Annotated in this window: 19 protein-coding genes; 10 read left to right on the top strand and 9 right to left on the bottom strand. The window is 55.7% G+C overall.

The genetic code is table 11. From position 1 onward, the window contains the following. Positions 1-14: 14 nt before the first annotated feature. Genes IB252_RS14970 through IB252_RS14955 form a run of 4 tightly spaced genes read right to left on the bottom strand, consistent with a single transcriptional unit; the run spans position 15 to position 4,294 of the window. Positions 15-1,202 (bottom strand): CaiB/BaiF CoA transferase family protein, encoded by a 1,188-nt coding sequence (locus tag IB252_RS14970; protein WP_192409352.1) that lies wholly within the window; start codon positions 1,200-1,202, stop codon positions 15-17. Positions 1,203-1,216: 14 nt separating this feature from the next. After that, on the bottom strand, positions 1,217-2,005 hold the full coding sequence (locus IB252_RS14965; RefSeq protein WP_192409351.1) for an SDR family NAD(P)-dependent oxidoreductase: 789 nt from the start codon (positions 2,003-2,005) through the stop codon (positions 1,217-1,219). Further along, entirely contained in the window at positions 2,002-3,177 is a 1,176-nt protein-coding gene (locus tag IB252_RS14960; RefSeq protein ID WP_192409350.1) for an acyl-CoA dehydrogenase family protein, read from the bottom strand. The genes IB252_RS14965 and IB252_RS14960 overlap by 4 nt, the downstream gene beginning before the upstream one ends. Positions 3,178-3,187: 10 nt before the next feature. After that, positions 3,188-4,294, bottom strand: a complete 1,107-nt coding sequence (locus tag IB252_RS14955) for a phosphotransferase family protein (RefSeq protein WP_192409349.1) — start codon at positions 4,292-4,294, stop codon at positions 3,188-3,190. Positions 4,295-4,441: 147 nt separating this feature from the next. On the opposite strand from IB252_RS14955, the gene IB252_RS14950 reads away from it, so the two are divergent. From IB252_RS14950 to IB252_RS14940, 3 genes are all read left to right on the top strand, one after another. Continuing rightward, positions 4,442-5,611 carry an acetyl-CoA acetyltransferase gene (locus IB252_RS14950; RefSeq protein ID WP_192409348.1) on the top strand — a complete coding sequence of 390 codons (1,170 nt, stop codon included), beginning with the start codon at positions 4,442-4,444 and terminating at the stop codon, positions 5,609-5,611. 37 nt (positions 5,612-5,648) lie between these two features. After that, positions 5,649-6,443: an enoyl-CoA hydratase-related protein gene (locus IB252_RS14945; protein WP_192409347.1), complete on the top strand. Its 795-nt coding sequence runs from the start codon at positions 5,649-5,651 to the stop codon at positions 6,441-6,443. Between the two features lie 132 nt (positions 6,444-6,575). Then, positions 6,576-7,853: an OprD family porin gene (locus tag IB252_RS14940; protein WP_192409736.1), complete on the top strand. Its 1,278-nt coding sequence runs from the start codon at positions 6,576-6,578 to the stop codon at positions 7,851-7,853. A 63-nt stretch (positions 7,854-7,916) separates the two neighbouring features. Here the strand turns inward: IB252_RS14940 and IB252_RS14935 are convergent, their stop codons facing one another. Further along, positions 7,917-8,813 (bottom strand): N-acyl homoserine lactonase family protein, encoded by an 897-nt coding sequence (locus tag IB252_RS14935; protein ID WP_192409346.1) that lies wholly within the window; start codon positions 8,811-8,813, stop codon positions 7,917-7,919. Between the two features lie 37 nt (positions 8,814-8,850). Then, on the bottom strand, positions 8,851-9,420 hold the full coding sequence (locus tag IB252_RS14930) for a hypothetical protein (RefSeq protein ID WP_192409345.1): 570 nt from the start codon (positions 9,418-9,420) through the stop codon (positions 8,851-8,853). 265 nt (positions 9,421-9,685) lie between these two features. On the opposite strand from IB252_RS14930, the gene IB252_RS14925 reads away from it, so the two are divergent. From IB252_RS14925 to IB252_RS14915, 3 genes are all read left to right on the top strand, one after another. Further along, positions 9,686-10,573 carry a LysR family transcriptional regulator gene (locus IB252_RS14925; protein WP_192409344.1) on the top strand — a complete coding sequence of 296 codons (888 nt, stop codon included), beginning with the start codon at positions 9,686-9,688 and terminating at the stop codon, positions 10,571-10,573. A gap of 160 nt (positions 10,574-10,733) precedes the next feature. Further along, entirely contained in the window at positions 10,734-11,300 is a 567-nt protein-coding gene (locus tag IB252_RS14920; RefSeq protein ID WP_225607456.1) for a 2,4'-dihydroxyacetophenone dioxygenase family protein, read from the top strand. Between the two features lie 261 nt (positions 11,301-11,561). Beyond that, entirely contained in the window at positions 11,562-12,866 is a 1,305-nt protein-coding gene (locus IB252_RS14915; RefSeq protein WP_225607455.1) for an MFS transporter, read from the top strand. Positions 12,867-13,055: 189 nt separating this feature from the next. Here the strand turns inward: IB252_RS14915 and IB252_RS14910 are convergent, their stop codons facing one another. Then, on the bottom strand, positions 13,056-13,337 hold the full coding sequence (locus IB252_RS14910) for a DUF2790 domain-containing protein (RefSeq protein WP_082240474.1): 282 nt from the start codon (positions 13,335-13,337) through the stop codon (positions 13,056-13,058). Between the two features lie 69 nt (positions 13,338-13,406). Then, entirely contained in the window at positions 13,407-13,820 is a 414-nt protein-coding gene (locus IB252_RS14905; protein WP_008018018.1) for an ester cyclase, read from the bottom strand. Between the two features lie 162 nt (positions 13,821-13,982). Here IB252_RS14905 and IB252_RS14900 point away from each other — a divergent pair, with 162 nt between their 5' ends. Next, on the top strand, positions 13,983-14,861 hold the full coding sequence (locus IB252_RS14900; protein ID WP_192409343.1) for a LysR substrate-binding domain-containing protein: 879 nt from the start codon (positions 13,983-13,985) through the stop codon (positions 14,859-14,861). Between the two features lie 45 nt (positions 14,862-14,906). Here IB252_RS14900 and IB252_RS14895 read toward each other — a convergent pair whose 3' ends face one another. Next, the gene (locus tag IB252_RS14895) at positions 14,907-15,794 is read right to left on the bottom strand and encodes a LysR substrate-binding domain-containing protein (RefSeq protein ID WP_192409342.1); all 888 of its coding nucleotides are present in this window, start codon (positions 15,792-15,794) and stop codon (positions 14,907-14,909) included. A gap of 130 nt (positions 15,795-15,924) precedes the next feature. Here IB252_RS14895 and IB252_RS14890 point away from each other — a divergent pair, with 130 nt between their 5' ends. Genes IB252_RS14890 through IB252_RS14880 form a run of 3 tightly spaced genes read left to right on the top strand, consistent with a single transcriptional unit; the run spans position 15,925 to position 19,318 of the window. Continuing rightward, the gene (locus tag IB252_RS14890; protein ID WP_192409341.1) at positions 15,925-16,752 is read left to right on the top strand and encodes a MaoC family dehydratase N-terminal domain-containing protein; all 828 of its coding nucleotides are present in this window, start codon (positions 15,925-15,927) and stop codon (positions 16,750-16,752) included. 40 nt (positions 16,753-16,792) lie between these two features. Beyond that, complete coding sequence (locus tag IB252_RS14885; protein WP_121101135.1) at positions 16,793-17,953, top strand: acyl-CoA dehydrogenase family protein; 1,161 nt, start codon at positions 16,793-16,795, stop codon at positions 17,951-17,953. A gap of 12 nt (positions 17,954-17,965) precedes the next feature. After that, a complete protein-coding gene (locus IB252_RS14880) occupies positions 17,966-19,318 on the top strand; it encodes an MmgE/PrpD family protein (protein ID WP_192409340.1) in 1,353 nt (450 codons plus the stop codon). Positions 19,319-19,322: the final 4 nt, after the last annotated feature.

The following is a 19,322-nucleotide window of genomic DNA, read 5'->3' as shown; positions in this document are numbered from 1 at the left end:
AGCATTGAGCGGGATCAAATCACCTGCGTTCGTCGCCACTCATCAAGTTGCACGCTGCTGTAGCCAAGCGCACCAAGTACCCGTTCATTGTGTTCACCCAGCAGTGGCGGCGGGCTTCTAAGGGAGCAGGGTGTCATCGAGTACTTGACCGGAAATCCCAGCTGCGGGATCAAGCCTTCCACAGGGTGTTCAATGTGCTGGAGCATATGTCTATGACGCGCCTGCGGTGCGTCGAGGGCTTCGGCGATATCGAGCACTGGCCCGACAGGCAGGTCGATACCCTTGAAAGTGTCGACCCAGGCATCACGAGACCGGGTGGCGAACACAGTGGCCAGCACTTGCTTTTGCAACAAGCAGCGGTCGCCGGTTGGCCATTGTTCATCCTTGAGTTGATCCAATTGCAGATGCTCGCAAAAACGCAGCCAGAAATGCTGCTCTATCAGCCCCAGCGCGAAATACTTGCCATCGGCGCAGAGGTAGACGTTGTAGCAAGGGGCCTGGCCGATAAAAGGGCGCTCGCCACCTCTGGGCTCGATGTCAGCGAACAATAGGTCGGCCGCATGCAGGGCCAGCCAGGAAATCGCCCCGTCATGCATCGACACATCCACCAGTTGACCCTTCCCTGTACGGTGACGGGCGTGCAGTGCCGCAAGAATGCCAGTGGTGGCCATCAGTGAGCCGCCGCCCACATCGGCGATCGACAATCCTGGCACGATGGGCCCTTCACCGGCCCTACCGAATAGCTGCAATGCACCGGCCTCAGCCATGTAGTTGAGATCATGCCCGGCTTTCAGATGGTCGGGACCATCCTGGCCGTAGCCGGAAATGGCGCAATAGACCAGACGTGGATTGATCTCACTTAACGTCTCGTAGGACAGTCCCAGGCGGCGCATCACCCCGGGACGGAAACCCTCGATCAAAATGTCCGACTCACGCACCAGGTCGAGGAGGATCTGTTTGCCCGGTTCGCTTTTCAAGTTGAGCGTGACGCTTAGCTTGTTGCGGTTGAGCAGCAGAAAGGAACCGGATTCCACTTTGTTCAGTGGCGTGAACGCACGGTTGTAATCCCCGGTCAGCGGCTGTTCGACCTTGATCACATCGGCGCCAAGATCGGCCAGCATCTGCGTGCAGAACGCTCCCGGCAACAAACGGGTCAGGTCCAGAATCTTCAACCCTTCGAGGGCCATACCTTCAGGTTTCATCGTGGATTCCTCGCTCAGCACGCCGTCCAGCCGCCATCAACGGCCATTGAATGACCGGTGACATAGGCGGCTGCCGAAGAGGCCAGAAATAGACTGGCGCCCACAATTTCCTGTGGCTCGCCGAAACGTCCCATGGGGGTGCGATCCAACACCCGGCGCCCAAGCACCGGATGGGTGCGCAGGCCTTCAGTCAGGTCAGTGGCGAAATAGCCGGGTGCAACGGCATTCACTCGTATGCCTTTAGGTGCCCACTCCAGGGCCAATTGGCGGGTCAACATTTCGACCCCGCCCTTGGCAGCGCAATAGGCGGTGGTTTTAGCCAAGCCGACACGACCCGCCACTGAGGTGATGTTTATGATCGAACCCTGACCTGCGTCGAGCATGAATTGCCCGACGTGCTTGCACGTAAGAAACACACCCGTAAGGTTGACGTCGAGGATCTGTCGCCACTCCTGCAGGGTGGTTTTTTCCGCAGACTTGTACCAAGGGTTGATGCCCGCGTTGTTCACCAGAACGTCGATCTTGCCGTACGTTTCATACACTGATTTGCTCAGGGTCGACACGCTGTCTTCATCGGCGATGTCAGCCACAAATGCAGCGGCTTTGCCACCGGCCTCAAGAATCTCGCTGGCGGCGATATTCAATTGCTCGAGATTACGCCCCACCAGAATCACGGTCGCACCTTGCTTCGCGAACCCATCGGCAATAGAGCGCCCCAGTCCCCGGCCACCGCCGGTGACGATCACCACTTTATCCGCGAGGTCTGTGAACACGGCCGCAGGGGTAAGAAGGGCCTGGTTCATTGAGCGGTCCTCCCCAGACGACGAGCAATACTCCAGCGATGCACCTCGGACGGACCGTCATAGATCCGGAATGCGCGGACATCACGAAAGATCCGCTCAACTTCGGTATCGGCGGTGACACCCATACCGCCGAGCACTTGTACGCAACGATCGACGATTCGCCAGATGGCCTCCGAAGCATGCACTTTGACCATGCTGCTTTGCGCGCTGGCGCGTTCGCCGGTATCGAGTAACCAGGCTGTGTGCCAGATGCTCAAGCGGGTGGTGTGCAAGTCGATCTCGTTATCGGCCAGCATGAAGCCGATACCCTCGTGAGCGACGATAGGATGACCAAAGGCCTCGCGTTTCTGCGCATAGGCCACAGCGATATCGTGGGCCCTTTGCGCAGCTCCCAGCCAACGCATGCAGTGGGTCAGGCGCGCCGGAACCAGGCGTACCTGTGCGTAGCGAAACCCTTCACCGATTTCGCCAAGCACGTCCGCTTTGGACACCCGCATGTTCTCCAGCCTGACTTCAGCGTGGCCGCCGGTAAACGATGAATCGAGCGTGTCCAGCGCGCGTTCGATGCGAAAACCCGGATTGGGCAGGTCAGCCAGGAACATGGTGGCACCGACATCCACGTCGTCCACGATCGTGCGGGCCATGATGATGGTGAACGCCGCACCGTCCGCACCGGTGATCAGCCATTTACGGCCATTGATGACGAAATCGTCGCCGTCGTTGATTGCCGTGGTCTTGAGCAATGTCGGGTCAGAACCAGCCCCCGGTGAAGGTTCGGTCATACAAAAGCAAGAACGTGTTTTGCCTTCTGCCAAAGGTTTTAGCCAGCGTTCCTTTTGCTCGGTGGACGCGACCGCTTGCATCAAATGCATGTTGCCCTCATCGGGTGCGGCACAGTTCAACGCCACAGGCCCCAGCATCGAGTAACCCGCCGCTTCGAAAATCACGGCGCGACCAATGTGCGGCAAACCAAGGCCACCCAAAGCAGTATCGACATGGGGACTTAGCAAGCCTGTTTCGCGGGCATGCGCGATCAATTCACCGCGCAACTCGTCGCTGGGCCCATGGGCAGTGCGCCGCGGGTCTTTCTCGTAGGGGATGACCACCTTTCGAATGAAAGTGCGGGTCTTGTCTCGCAACTGTACGAGTGAGTCGGGCAGCGTGAAGTCCATAGCAACGTCCTCAGAGGATTTTATCGTTGGCGATAGTGAGGGTGAATTCGAAGAGGTCTTCGGCCAGTTGGCCGAAGTCGGCGTAACGCGGATCTTTGGTTTCACCGAGCAGGTGGCGGCGGTGCAATTGTTGAAACACTACGGCCAGTTTGAACATCGTCAGGACCCGGTAGGGCTTCAAGTCTTCCAGGCCGCGTCCGGTCAGCGCGCTGTAGGTATTAGCGACTGCTTCGCGATTGGCAAAGCCCGGTTGCAGCGTCGGCATTTGCGCCAGACGGTGCATGCAGGAAGGATCGTCCGGTTCGCTCCAATAGCTCAGGAGCGTGGCCAGGTCGAACAACGCATCGCCCTGGGTGCCCATGTCCCAGTCAACGATGGCGCGGGGCTGCAGGGTTTGCGGGTCAATCAGAATGTTGTCCAGCTTGAAATCGTTGTGCAGCAAAACCGGTTTGCCCGCTGCAGGGTCGGGGACATCGGTCAGCCATTGAGCGAGGGTTTGGGCAGGGCAGCTCAAGCTGCCATTGGCAATCAATTGCGCGCGCTTGATCCAGCCAAGTGTATTACGCCTGAAGAAGCCTTGCGGGTGACCGAGCGCTTCCAGCCCAACACTGGCGAGGTCGACCGCATGCAATTGCGCGAGCGTTTCCACCAGCATATTTGACAGTTGATGGCCTGTGTTTTCGGTCGCAGGCAGTGGCTGGATGCTGTCCCCGCGCAAAGAAAGTCCGGCGCGATAGTCGATCAAAAGAAACGGCGCACCGGCGATGGCGGCATCAGAACAGAAGTGATGGCTGCGCGGAGCCAATGCGAATGTTCTCCAGAGTCGAGAAAGGATCCGGTGCTCACGCTGCATGTCGTTAGCGCCCGGCGGTAACGGACCGGCTGGAGGGCGACGCAGCACCATCCAGTTATGGTTGATGCGTACCAGGAAATTCAGGTTCGCCAGGCCGCCCGACAATTGTCGAGGGGCGACCCCGGGATCCATCTGCAAACGATGGCCAGCGAGATAACGCTCGATGGTTGGCCAGTCCAGCGCCTGGCTTGCCAACTCTGACCTCAGTGCAACGCCCTCGGGATATTGACGCCGGACAGTGGGAGTAAATCCGATCTCGACCATAACTGCTGTCTTCCAGATGTTGAGCCTGGGAGAATTATTGTCGGACCGAAAATTGAACGTCAAGCGATAAAATCACCTGTTGCGCATATTCACGATACCGATTAAGAATATTGTCGGACTGAAATGACGATTGACGGAGAACCTGACATGGTTGGCAATATCATAGGTTGGGCTCACACCCCCTTCGGCAAGCTAGCGAATGACACGCTTGAATCGCTGATTACGCGGGTTACTGTGGACGCTTTGGCACATGCGGGTCTTGAAGCTCTGGATGTGGATGAGATTGTCATAGGGCACTTCAACCAGGGGCTGGATCCTCAGGGATCTCCGGCGTCCCTGGTTCTGCAGGCCGACCCCGGCTTGCGCTACAAGCCTTCGACACGAGTGGAAAATGCCTGCGCCACGGGTTCCGCAGCGGTAAGACAGGCATCCAGCCTGATCATGTCCGGCCAGGCGAAGGTGGTTCTGGTGGTTGGCGTCGAGAAAATGACTGCGGTCGCTGAAGACGTCGTGCGCAAGGCACTGGTTTCGGCCAGTTACGTAGCCCAGGAGGGCGGCCCCGAGGCCTCGTTCGTCGGGTTGTTCGCGGGTATCGCCCAGCAGTATTTCGCCCGCTATGGCAATCAATCCCTGGCACTTGCCCACATCGCGGCAAAAAACCATCGCAATGGCAGTCTCAATCCATTGGCTCACTTGCGTAAAAATCTGGACGTGGATTTCTGTCACCAGGTGTCCACTGGCAACCCATATGTCGTTGCTCCGTTGCGTCGCACGGACTGCTCGCTTGTGTCTGACGGGGCTGCGGCGTTGGTGCTCGTCAGCGACGACATGGCGGCACGAACAGAGCGGGTGATCAGCATTCGTGCGCTGGCACAGGTCAATGATTACTTGCCGATCAGTCGCCGAGACATCACCCGCTTCGAGGGCGCTGCCAAGGCCTGGCAAGCTGCGCTGGGCATGGCCGGTCTGGCACTCGACGACCTCGATTTCGTTGAAACCCATGACTGTTTCACGATTGCCGAACTGATCGAATATGAAGCGATGGGGCTCACCCCGCCAGGTCAGGGCGCCCGGGCCATTCTGGAAGGATGGACAGAGCCGGATGGGCGATTACCGGTGAATCTGTCCGGTGGGTTGAAAGCCAAAGGGCATCCAATCGGCGCGACCGGGGTGTCCATGCATGTCATGACCGCCATGCAACTGGCCGGCGAATCACCGGGCCTGCAGCTGGCCGATACACCGCGGCTGGGGGGGATTTTCAACATGGGCGGGGCCGCTGTGGCCAATTACGTCAGCATTCTCGAACGTACCCGATAAGCACGGCTGACGCAGCCGATCAACGCAGGAGACTGGAATGGGAGACAGGGTGGCCTTAGGCCTTTTTAACTACGTGCGCGTAAAACGGAGCGAACGCGTCGGATGGATCACGCTCGACCGTCCCGAGGCAATGAACGCGTTGAACACCCAGATGATTCTGGAAATTTCCCAGGCGCTGGATTGTTTTGAAGAAGACGAAAGCATCGGCTGCATTGTCTTGACCGGCAGCACCAAGGCTTTCGCTGCGGGGGCAGATATTCTGGAAGCGCTCAATCAGGAATTCCCGCAAACCAGCGTCAATAACTTTCTTGGCGAATGGGACCGAATTGCCCGCTGCCGTAAGCCCATGATCGCTGCAGTGGCCGGTTATGCGCTGGGCGGAGGCTGCGAAGTGGCGATGATGTGCGACTTGATCGTGGCCGCGGACAACGCAAGTTTCGCGTTGCCGGAGATATCTCTGGGGTTGATACCCGGTGCGGGCGGAACTCAACGTCTATCGCGCTGGGTCGGTAAAGCAAAAGCCATGGATCTGTGCCTGACGGGCCGTCGAATCGGTGCCGAAGAAGCCGAGGCTATTGGACTGGTATCGAGAGTGGTGCCCACGGGGCAGTTGCTGGACGAAGTCAGTGCGATCGCGAAGAAAATTGCCGAGCGTTCATTACCGAGTTTGTTGCTCCTTAAAGAGTGTGTGAATCGAGCGTATGAAACCGGATTGAGCGAAGGGCTCGGTTTCGAACGTCGCACGTTTCACTCGTTGTTCGCGACCCAGGATCAGAAAGAAGGTGCCCGCGCATTCGTTGAGAAACGATTGCCAGTCTTTCGGCATCGCTGATAGGCAATAAGACCTCTGTTAAAGCGAACAGGCCGGATCTTCAGATCTGGCCTGACGGTTTCGCACGTCTGAAAACCGAGTGTGTTTATTCATATACGACGTACCCATAACAATAAAACAGGTATACAAAACATGACTCCGAGAATGAATGTTGTCTGCTTGACGGGCATAGTGGCCGCGGTTCCGGCCCTGGCCCAAGCCGACTTTCTCAAAGACAGCCGCTTGAATTTCAGTACCAAAAACTACTATTTCAATCGCGATTACCGAGACGGCACGGGGCCCTCCAAGGCCCAGGAGTGGGCGCAAGGTTTTGTTATGAAATACCAATCCGGTTATACCGATGGGCCGCTCGGGTTCGGACTGGACGCAATCGGCATGCTCGGCATCAAGCTTGACTCGGCGCCTGAGCGTTCGGGTACCGGCATACTGGCGCGCCAGGCTGTGTCCGATCATCCAGGCAAGCCCTACGCCAAACGCGCTGCTGATGACTATTCGAAGTTGGGATTGACGGCCAAGGCGCGCCTCTTTGACAGCAACGAACTATTCGTCGGTAGCCTCCAACCCGCAGGCATCGCGGTGATACAGCCAAATATCAGTCGTCTATTCCCCCAGACTTTTGAAGGCCAGCAACTGACCAGCAAAGCCATCGAAAACCTGACGTTGAACCTGGGCCATATCAGTCAAGTGAAGCAACGCGACTCTACCGATTTCGAAAAAATGGGAATCACCAGCCAATCCGGACAGTACTCCAGCGCGGCGCGCTCTGACGATTTCAAGTTTGCCGCGGCCGACTATCAAATCACCCGGGATCTGCTGGCGAGTTTGCATTTCGGCCGACTCCAGGACATCTACCAACAAGGTTTCGTGGGCCTCAAATACAACACGCCATTGGGCCCTGGTCGTCTATTGGGAGAGCTACGCTACTTTGACGGCAGCGACGCTGGCGCGGCACTGGGAGGCCATGTAGATAACCAGGCGCTCAGCACCAATTTCGGGTATTCCATCGACGGTCATACCGTCAGTGGCGGGTATCAGAAACAGTGGGGCGATACAGCCTATCCGTTGATTGACGGCACGGTCAGTTACCTGTTCACCGAGTTGCAGGTCAGTAACTTCTCCCGCGCCAGGGAACGCTCCTGGCGCGCGCGTTATGACTACAACTTTGCCGCTGCGGGAATGCCTGGGCTGACGTTCACCACGGTTTATGTGCAGGGTGACCAAGCCAGGGTGGTGAACATGAATCAGGAAGGCCAGGAGTGGGAGCGCGACACCTACATAACCTATGTCGTGCAGGACGGTCCGCTGAAGAATGTCGGAGTGCAATGGCTGAACGCGACTCAGCGCTCCAATTACACGCGCAACACCGATGAAAATCGCTTGATTTTCAGCTACAGCCTGGCGTTGAAATAGCGCTACACACATAAAAAAAGCCGTCTTTTTAGACGGCTTTTGTCTGTAATGAGGCCGGCGTGATCAGACGCGAGATTGTTCACCCTCTGCCAGACAGACTTGCATGATCCGCAGGTTTTTGTCCGTCACGCGGGTAGGGAAAACCTCACTCAAACGGTCTTCGTGTACAGGGATGACTCGCTTGACTTCATAGTCGACCGCTTTGAGCATTTCCTCGGTCGCCAGCACCAAGTTGGTGTTGCTGTTTTGCGCCAGGCCAACGGGACGGTAGTCTAGCGTTCCAGTGATATCACTGTTGATGATCTGCGGATTGGCCACCATGTTGTCGTAGACGTACACAAGGTCTCCGGCCAACACCCAGCTGTTATGAGCGACCGCTGCCAGATCGTTGCGCACATGTACCCACATGCAGCCGAAGGTGTGGCTGTCGAATGCAACGCGTAGATCAATGCCAGGCGCTACATCTTCCATTTCGCCATCTACGCAAATCAGCCGTCCTTGGCGGGCCAGTTCCACTGCACGGAGAATATCCGAGGGATCAAGACCCGTGCGCGTCCAGTTCAGTCGATCCGGCAGGGCCATGGCCCAGATCCATTTCGACAGTTCTCGTTCCTGAAGGTAGAACCGCGCATTGGGGAAGGCATCGGTGTTACCGAAATGGTCAAAGTGCGCGTGTGTGACAAACACGGTATCGATGTCTTCGGGCGTCACATCGCACTGAGCCAGAACCTCTCGCGCGGAATGCCAGTTAGTCACGCCAAACTGCCCAGCCAGGGCCTGACCGTAGTCACGATGGTTGTAACCGATGTCCACCATAATGGTCCGGCCATTTCCTTTGATCAGCACGTAGCAGTACGGCAACTTTCGAACACCTTCGTTATGGATGCCGTATTTGATACCGCTGACTGGAAAATCAGGGATGTGGGCGTATTCGAGAATCCAGATCGAGTAGGGGGACATGACAGCCTCTTTTATTGGTCTTTGATTGACTGTGGTTTCACTGCTGCGAACAACAAAAACAGGTGTTTTGCAGGTCCACCGGCATAAGCCCTGCGTGCGGGATGGCGATGCAGCGCAAGAGTGCGTTGGCCTTGTTGAGTTCGCTCAGCCATTCGGGGGCGCGCGTTTTGAAAGCAGTAGCGTTAGTGATGTTGTGATGCAAGGCTCGAGAGAGATGCAGCAGGTTGCTGGCCGCGAGTGAGAGGTGTTTGAAATGCACTGCCACCGTGACTGGCACCTTGAGGTGGGCCAGCAGATCCAGGGTTTCGATCAGCGCTTGCTCGGGGGTGTTGGCTAATTGCGCGTAGGTCGAAAAGCCATTGCTGGCTTGCCCGAGAATCAGCAACCCAGCCATTTGCGCAATGACCCGATTGAGCCGCCCATAAGGATGTTCGATCAAGGCGATGTAACGATTGAGCTCATCGGTGACATGCACCACCGAGCGATCTGACGGGACGGCCAGAGGCTCGACCGCTAGATCGGCAAAGGGGGCCAGGCGACCCTCCATACAGTCCTGACTGAATGACAATGAGTAAGGCGAGTCTTGAGAACGCAGTGCATCAACCATGTGGGGGGCTCTCTTATTGTAATCCGCTTGAGTATTTGAGCGGCCCGGCCCCTTGGCAAACGCATAAAACTGATCACAGCTAATCGACTGGCTGATGGATACCCATGGGTTTTTGTTGTGAACAAAATTCACATCCGGTGTGAATAACGCGGCGTATCCATAGATTCAGAGATGTAATAGTTTAAACCCATGTGCTCCCAAAGCCGTCGGCTCCGTGGCCGATACTAATAAGAAAAGGAGGAGAGGTCTGGACAACTATTCCCAAATGCTCGCCTTCATCCGAGCAGCCGAACATGGCAGTTTTTCCGCGGCAGCCCGCGCCGGCCATCTGACCCCCTCGGCCGTCAGCAAGCTCATTTCACGACTGGAAGATCGCTTGCAGGTGCGATTGTTTGTGCGAAGTTCTCGGGCACTGCTGCTGACGGAGGAGGGCGCGGCGTACCTCAAAAGTGCACTGGCCGTCGTCGATGCCATGAGCGAGGCGGACTCACTGGCCGAGCGATTGCCCACCAGGGTCAGTGGCATGCTACGCGTGCATACGATGACCACGTTCGCAAAGCATCAGATAATGCCGTGGCTACCTGAATTTCTTGCCACTTACCCGCTCCTTGATCTCGACATTCAGCTGGGGCCGCAATACATCGACCTGTTTGAGCAAGGCGTGGATGTGGCGATTCACAGTGGGTTCCTGCCTGACTCTTCCCGCGTGGCCCAACGTCTGAATGACAATGAATGGATTGTGTGCGCTTCACCCGAATACCTGGCCCGTCAGGCGCCTCTGCTCCATCCGCAGGACTTGCTGGAGCATCAGTGCTTCGGGTTCAGTTTCGATAGTCAGTGGAGCGCCTGGTCGTTTCGGGAAAACGGTCGCTTGATCAAGGTGCCGTTCCGCAGTCGCGCGTCATTCAGCCAGGGTGACCTGTTGCGAGATCTGGCGCTGCAAGGGGCGGGCGTCGTCAAGTTAGCCGGATTTCATATTGGCGAGGATATTCGTCAAGGTCGTCTCGTCCCTGTGCTGTCCGAGTTTTATACCGGAACAAAAGAATCAGTCAGTCTGATTTACGCGAACCGTAAATACTTAAGTCCGCGAATCAAAGTATTTAATGACTTTCTCAGCAGCCGCGTCAAAGGCTTGTGCTGGACGATTACATAACACGTTTTAGCAAGACCCTCTTTCTTGCCCTGTTGTTTGAGTTGCATTGATTGAAAGTGCGCTCAATCGTTATCAAGTTGCACGTTTGCTGCCGACTTGATGGTGTCTGCGATAGCGATATCGCAATCTGGTAAATGTCTGACCGTGAGGTTGAATAAAAATGACTGTACAAGAACAAAGTTTGGCAAGGCCTGTGATGACTTCTCATCGTGGTGATCGATCCAAGGTGCCCTATCAATTCGACCAGCCGGCCGGTATGCCAGCCGACTTTTTGCTGGCAGGTGCGCTCAATCTCGACTGCGATGAACGCGAGTGGGTACCCCAGGCCGAAGGTGTGTGGTTTCGGCCATTGATTCTTAGCCTGACTGGCGGCTACTTCGTCAACCTCACCCGGGTGCGGCGCTCAGGTGTACTGTCCCGCCACCGCCATGGTGGGCCGGTGCACGCGTTTACTTTACGGGGCCACTGGCATTACCTCGAACACGAATGGGTGGCCACCGAAGGGAGCTACGCGTTTGAACCACCTGGAGAAACCCATACGCTGGTAGTGCCCGAAGAGGTCACCGAAATGATTACCTTGTTTCATGTGACCGGCAACTATGTCTATGTAGATCCCTACGGTAATGCACTGGATTACGAAGACGTTTATACGAAACTGGAAAGTGCCCGTCAGCATTATGAAAGTGTCGGGTTAGGCGCTGACTATGCCGATCGTTTCATTCGTTGACACCTGATCCGTATCAACTGTACGCCGCGAACTCTAAATGAATTTACGAATTCGCATTGTTCGCGGATACCAGTTTTTCTAACTTGCGTGAATTTTTATGCTGCTTGCGCAGCAAGCATTACTTTTTGAAATCCATGTCGCGGGGTATTAAAAGCGCAGCCCCGAGTTTGACTCGATGAAATCTTTCTTGCGCACTTCCAATAACAATATTTGCAGGAGATTCGATCCATGCAACTCCAATCCTCCGTCGCTCAAGGCGCCATGGCGTTGATCGATGACAACGATCCTGTTTACCGAAAAATTGCCTGGCGGCTCATGCCGTTTCTGTTCGTCTGTTACGTGTTCGCCTATCTGGACAGAGTGAACGTCGGGTTTGCTGCATTACATATGAAAGCCGACCTGAGTTTCTCCGACGCCGTCTACGGGCTAGGGGCGGGTATCTTTTTCTTCGGTTACGTGTGCTGCGAGATACCCAGCAATTTGTTGATGAAACGTCTGGGTGCCCGGGTCACTATCGCCCGAATCATGATCGGCTGGGGTTTTGTGTCGTGTTGCACCATGCTCGTTCATAGTCCCACCTCGTTCTATCTCATGCGCCTGTTGCTCGGCGCTTTTGAGGCCGGCTTCGCTCCGGGGGTATTGCTGTACTTGACGTTCTGGTTTCCACCGGCCCGACGGGCTCAAATGGCCGCGATTTTTCTCTGCGGGTCGGCTATCGCTGGCGTGGCAGGGGCGCCGTTGTCAGGGGTCATTCTGGATGCGTTCCATGGGATTGCCGGGCTGCAAGGCTGGCAATGGCTGTTTGTCATAGAAGGAGTTCCGTCCATCGTGCTGGGCCTCATCGCACTGGCGTTGCTCTCTGATGGCCCGAGTACCTGCAAGTGGCTCAGACCCGACGAAAAGGCCAAAGTAATACGGCATTTGGCGAGTTTCCAGCCGGCAGTCGATAGAGGTTTCCTGGCCGCTCTGCGAGAACCTCCGATCCACTTGATCGCCTTGACCTGGTTCACCATCGTTTGTGGCCACAACGCCGTCAACTTCTGGATGCCTATGATGTTGCGGGAAGCAGGCTTGACCACCGCGACGCAGATCGGCATGTGGGCCGTCGTGCCTTACGCCTTCACCACGATCGGAATGATCCTGATTTCACGACATTCCGATCAGCGACTCGAGCGGCGTATTCATATTTCTGCGTGTTCATTGCTGGCGGCGGTAGGTTTTGGGATGTTGCCATTTGTTCAGGGCCATTTTGGCCTGAGTATTTTCGGGCTGACACTGGCAGCGCTCGGTGTGTTCTCTGCAATGCCGATCATCCTCGCAATGCCAATGAGCTATCTGCCGGCCGGCGCTACCGCCGGGGGGATCGCTTATGTGAACACGATCGGGATGCTGGGTGGCTTTGTCGGACCTTACATGATGGGCGCGATCAAGACGGCTACGGGCAGTTTTGCGAACGGGTTGTTCGCCGTTACCGGACTGTTGTTGATCGGAATATTGATCATGACCTTGATGGTACGAACTCCTCGCCTGGAACCTGTGCTGGATGCGCGAGTACCTGCCGCATAAAGCGAAGAAAATAGTGTGTGACATTGCCTGCTCGCGATGTGATTCGTTAGATAATTCGTCGAGTGATTACTCGGCGATTTAACTATTTCGTTTGTACTCGCAGGGGCGGAGAGGGGGCTTGCTCTTGTTTTTATAATGCAAGCGGTGAGGCGTAAGGAGCCGAAGTCGTTTGATGCGCGGGTGTAACCGTTAACCGCCGAAGGCGTCGCAATCTGTTGACAACGAAAGGTATTCAAGCCCTTTGATGTGTCCACTGGAGTCGCGGTAGATCATGGTCACGGGAGCGGCATTGCACTTATCCGCTGGGGTCGTAATCGAAATCACACTGGCGATGTCCAGGTGCATTGCGTAGCGATACGGTTCAATTTCTACATGGCGTTCATCTGTTGACTGACCTGCCATGACTGTGGAACAGAACACCAGAACTGCCAATGGAAGCAGGTTTTTCATTGCAATAACCTCGTTGATCAAGACTCCCTCCGTACGTTGCGTGGACGAAACCGAGGGAGGTAAGCCGAGTGTTGAGGCAGCGATTCGACCTCAGAGACCGATAACGTCGCGATGAACCTCAAGCGAATTGCGCTCTACCCAGTTGTGCGCCAGCAGACCGTCTGGGCGTACTTCCCAAACCGCAGTACCGAGCATTTCGAAAGGTGTGCTACACGAGCGAGCACCTATGAAGCCCTTGTTCTTGCCGGTTAGTTTCCACCGTGAGGCCACGCGAGTACCTTCTTTGTTCTGGAAGGTCTCGATGCTGCCAAATGTGAAATCTTCGATCTTCGACAGAAAGACGCCGATCCACTCAATAAAGGCTTCACGGCCGACGACATCGACCCCGCCAGAGGTAATGACAAAGTCTTCAGCAACAAAGCGCGCGGCGGCCTGCGGATCTTTCGCCTGCCAGACTTCGCGCCAGAAGCGTTCAACAATTTCTACAGCTTTATTGTCAGGCATTTTCTATCTCCTGGAATTTTGGCTCCGCGTCCCATTCAGTGGTGACGCCGGATTAATCGGTGAACGTCCCTGGGGGATGATCACAAGCACGATGTTCGGAGTTTGCTATCTATAATTCAAACGCATAAAGTTAATGGCATCTAGTTGATAGGCGAATTCATCATGCAAGCGGGCGACGTTGATATCGATTTGCTTCGGGCGTTTATCGCAGTCGCAGAAACGGGAAGCTTCACGGCGGCGGCTGAGGTGATTGCACGATCGCAATCAGCGGTGAGTCAGAAAATCATCCGGTTGGAAGAAGTACTTGGCATGCGCGTTTTCGAGCGCACCAGTCGTGCATTGACCCTGACCCCGGAGGGCGAACGTCTTCTGGTTGGCGCACGCAAAATGATGGTGCACTTTGACAATTTCGTCCGTGAAATCAGGGAGCCAGAGGGGGTGAATGTCCTGCGTCTCGGCATCTCTGAGAACCTGGTGCCTACCCAGTTGCCACGACTGCTCTCCCGCTTTAGCAAACTCTATCCGGATATTCAGCTGGAACTCACCACTGGCCTCAGCAACGACTTGTTGGCGGACCACGAAGCAGGACTGCTGGATGTGGTGATCGCTAAACGCAAGATCAGCGCCACGGCCCAACGAGGCAGAATCATCTGGCGTGAACCACTGGTCTGGATTGCCGCAAAGGATTATGAAATTGAAGCATCGCGGCCGGTGCGCCTGGTGATGATGCGACCGCCATGCGCGTACCGCGCGATCATGATCGAGGCGATGGCTTCGGTAAGGCGCGAGTGGACTTCGGCCTGTCTGGCCAGCAATCTTATTGGCGTTCAAGCAGCCGTAGCAGGCGGATTGGGTATCACCGCCCTTGGCACTTCATTTCTGCAAGAAGGGATGAAAATCGTCGAGCCCTCGGAAAAATTGCCAACGCTGCCCACCACTGAAGTGGCTGTGATCGGAGATGATGTTCGCACTCAACATTTAGTCCAGCCTTTGGTGTCGTTGCTGACTGAAGGACTAATGTCTGGCACTAGCCTGACCTGACATTCCAGATTTCATCCTTCTTGATCGCGTCTGCGAAGGGCGCCTTCAATGCTGATCTTGCAATAGCGCGATCAACGCCTTCACACAGCCGGGCAATGCTTCTATGTCACGAACCAAGATGCTGCGTTCGCGAACGACCCAAGGCTCGTCCAACGATAATATGGCCAGATTCATGGTTTTACTGTTACGGATGGCGGCCGACTCCGGTATGACGCCAATGCCGACACCCGCCTCAACCATTCGGCAAACTGCCTCGAAGCTCGACAACTGAATTCGCCATACCAGGGTTTCACCCAACAACTCGGCCTGGTCACGGACAAACGCCTGGAGCGTGCTGCCTTCTTGCAAGCCGACGTGATGGAACGCCACAGTGTCACGCAATTTTATGTGCTTGCGTTGTGTCAGCTCGTGCTCTTTGGGTACCACAAGCACCAGTCGGTCTGTACTGAAGTGCAACACTTGAAGGTTTTTCGCCGCAACAGAGCCGGCAATGATGCCGATATCCGTTGAGCCATCAAGTACCCCTCGAATGATGTCGCGCGATAGGCGCTCCCGTAAATCAACCGTCACACCAGGGCGTGCAGCGAGGAATCCTGCCAGCAGTTCCGGAAGGAACTCAGTGACAGCAGTTGTATTGGCGAAAATGCGAATGTGTCCGGAAGAATCGGTGCCGAATTCGGCGAACTCGGTTTTCAAGTAACCGACCTGACGCATGATCAATCGCGCATGCTGCAAAAGCTTCTTCCCGGCGTCCGTCAGATCGACACCCTTGCTGTCGCGATACAACAAGTGGCTGTTCAACTGCGATTCCAGCGCCTTAATCCGCACGCTTGCAGCGGCAGGCGAGATGAAGGCTCGTCGCGCCCCCTGAGTCAGACTGGAGGCTTCTGCGATGTGTATGAACAACCGCAGATCGGTCAAATCAAAGTGCATCGGCAAAGCCCTTTCCTGCTAGCTGAAGCGTTAATTTTGTATTAACGCCGGGTTAAATAAAAGTAGATTCACAGAACGCCAGGCCACTCGCATTATCGGCCTCGACCGAATAATCGAGGACGCACATTTCATGAGTAATCAGGACCTGAGCGCTTGGCTTGGCAAGACTGAACAGGCGGTGGATGATCTGGGATCAGGACAAATCAAGCGCGTAGCGGCAACTTTTGGTGCGCAGCCGATAATGCCCGGCGCGCCGCTTCCAGCGTTGTGGCACTGGTGCTTTTTTCAGGACCCCGTGGCCGAGTCTGGCCTGGGGGCAGACGGACATCCAGCCCGCGGCGGTTTCCTGCCTCCTGCCGACAATCGCAATCGAATGTGGGCCGGCAGCCGCGTCGAATTCTTTCAATCGCTGCTTGCCGGTATTGAGGCGTCCCGCCTCTCGACCGTCACGCATATCGAAGAAAAAGTCGGGCGCAGCGGCCAGTTGTTGTTCGTGACGGTAAGGCACGAGTTTTTCCAAAACGGACACCTGTGCATTCGCGAAGAACAGGACATTGTGTATCGCGAGGCCAGCGCACCGAATCTGGCACCCGGCAATGCAGTGCCGGCAGCCCAGTGGAATGAATCCGTTTCTCCTACCGCCGTACTGTTGTTCCGTTATTCGGCCATCACGTTTAACGCGCACCGTATTCATTACGACGTTCCCTATGTCGTGGACGTTGAAGGCTATCCCGAAAAAGTCGTCCACGGCCCACTCATAGCCACACTGAATCTGCATGCATTTTTACGCGCCCATCCCACTGCGCAACTGCGCACCTTCAGCTTTCGTGGCGTACGCCCATTGATCGCTCCCCAACTCTTTGAAGTTGGAGGAACACTAGTTGAATCCAACCACGCGCAGTTATGGGCGAGCAATGAAGGCGGGATCGCGCAGGTCGCGGATCTGATTTTTGACTGAGTGAGCCAACACACTTGCTGGCATTTTGAGAGTGATTGCAATGCAAAACAAAAATGAAGAACTCAACGCAATTCGGGAAGGTGTCCAGGCATTGTGCGCGGAGTTCGACGGCGCTTACTGGCGTGAGGTCGATGAGCGCAAGGGCTTCCCGGAAGCGTTTGTCAAAGCACTGACTGACGCCGGATGGTTGGCCGCAATGATTCCTTTGGAATATGGCGGATCTGGCCTGGGGTTGGCCGAAGCCTCGGTGATTCTCGAGGAGGTCAACCGTTGTGGCGGTAACTCCGGCACCGTGCACGGGCAGATGTACAACATGTTTACGCTCCTGCGTCACGGTAGCGAAGAGCAGAAAAGTTATTACCTCCCCAAAATCGCTGCAGGTGAACTGCGGCTGCAATCCATGGGGGTCACTGAGCCCTCTACGGGGACAGACACCACGAAGATCAAAACGACGGCCGTTCGCAAGGGCGACAAGTATGTAATCAATGGGCAGAAAGTCTGGATCTCGCGCATCCAGCATTCCGACCTGATGATCCTGCTGGCGCGGACCACGCCCCTGGCGGAAGTGAAAAAGAAGTCGGAAGGCATGTCGATCTTCCTGGTCGATCTACGCGAAGCCATCGGAAACGGCCTGACTGTCCAGCCGATAGCAAACATGGTCAATCATGAAACCAACGAGTTGTTTTTCGACAATCTGGAATTGCCGCTCGACAGCTTGATTGGGGAGGAGGGCAAAGGATTCAGGTACATCCTTGACGGCCTTAATGCCGAACGGACGTTGATCGCCGCAGAGTGCATTGGAGACGGCCGCTGGTTTATTGAAAAAGCCAGTGCTTATGCCCGTGATCGCGTGGTTTTTGGGCGCCCGATCGGGCAAAACCAAGGTGTCCAGTTTCCGATTGCCGAAGCGCATATCGAAATCGAAGCGGCCGATCTCATGCGCTGGCGTGCTTGTGAAGAGTACGACAGCGGCATTAACGCCGGTGCCAGTGCCAACATGGCCAAGTATCTAGCTGCAAAAGCTTCTTGGGAAGCCGCCAATGCCTGCTTGCAAACCCACGGAGGCTTCGGTTTTGCCTGTGAGTATGACGTTGAACGCAAGTTCCGCGAAACACGCCTTTATCAGGTCGCCCCGATTTCCACCAACTTGATCTTGTCGTACGTAGCCGAGCACTTGCTCGAACTGCCTCGCAGTTTTTAAGGGAGTCAGCCCATGAGCCATACACAACAATTAGCCAATTTTCTCGCTGATCTTAATTACTCCCACATCCCCGACAACGTGTTGAACCGCACAGAGGAACTGTTTCTTGACTGGCTCGGCAGTGCATTTGCGAGCCAGGGCGCGCACCCGATCCCGCTGTTTGAACGTTACGCAGAAACAATGGGACCGACGCAAGGCAAGGCCATAATCGTCGTCAACGGTCGCAGCACTTCCGCGTACTTTGCGGCGTTGGTCAATGGCGCTTCGTCGCATCTGGTTGAGCAGGACGATTTACACAACAGTTCGGTACTGCACCCTGCAACCGTCGTATTTCCGGCGGTGTTAGCCGCCGCGCAAGAGCATGGGAAGTCGGGCCGTGACTTGCTTTTAGCGTCGATTGCGGGCTATGAGGCAGGCATCCGCATTGGTGAGTTTCTAGGGCGTTCGCATTATCGTATTTTCCACACTACAGCGACTGTCGGGACCTTGGCGTCGGCGGTTGGGGTGGGCAAGTTGCTTGGATTCGACCAGGAGCAATTTATAAATCTTCTGGGTACCGCCGGCACTCAAGCGGCCGGGCTTTGGGAGTTTTTGCGCGATGCCGCCGACTCCAAGCAATTACACACGGCTAAGGCTGCCGCAGATGGTTTGCTCGCGGCCTATTTAACTCAAGACGGGCTTACTGGAGCGCGCAATATTCTGGAAGGCGATCAAGGCTTGGCTGCTGGAATGTCCAGTGATGCCGATCCAGGCAAATTGTCGAACGGCCTTGGTAGCCGATGGGCATTGCTTGAGACCTCTTTCAAATTCCACGCCTCATGTCGGCACACCCATCCTGCTGCTGACGCACTGCAGAACGTGATGCGCGAACACGAGCTTACCCATAAAAACATTGCCAAGGTGGTCACCCACGTCCATCAGGCGGCCATTGATGTGCTGGGGCGCGTAGTAGTGCCCAAGACTGTCCATCAGGCGAAATTTTCCATGGGAACGGTCTTGGGTTTAATCGCCGTTCACGCAAAGGCAGGGTTAACTGAGTTCGATCGTCTAGCGCTGACCGATCTGGATGTCGCGAGTTTTGCAAATAACGTCAGCATGGAACTGGATCTGGAAGTCGATCGCGCTTACCCGCAGCAGTGGCTCGGTCGAGTACAAGTCACCACAACAGATGGCCGGGTGTTTCTCAGCAAATGCGATGAGCCTAAAGGTGATCCGGGAAACACGCTGTCTCGCCTCGAACTGGAAGAAAAATTCCGTAGATTGCTGAGCTTTTCTGAAGCACGAACACCCGACCAGATCAATCAGCTGATCGAACGTATCTGGGCGCTGCAGTACACCGACAACCTGTCGACACTGTTGGAGTAGTCGT

Source organism: Pseudomonas sp. PDM10 (assembly GCF_014852295.1).
Classification (GTDB): domain Bacteria; phylum Pseudomonadota; class Gammaproteobacteria; order Pseudomonadales; family Pseudomonadaceae; genus Aquipseudomonas.
The sequence above is the reverse complement of the archived record's forward strand: the minus strand, read 5'-3'. Positions and strand labels throughout refer to the sequence as shown.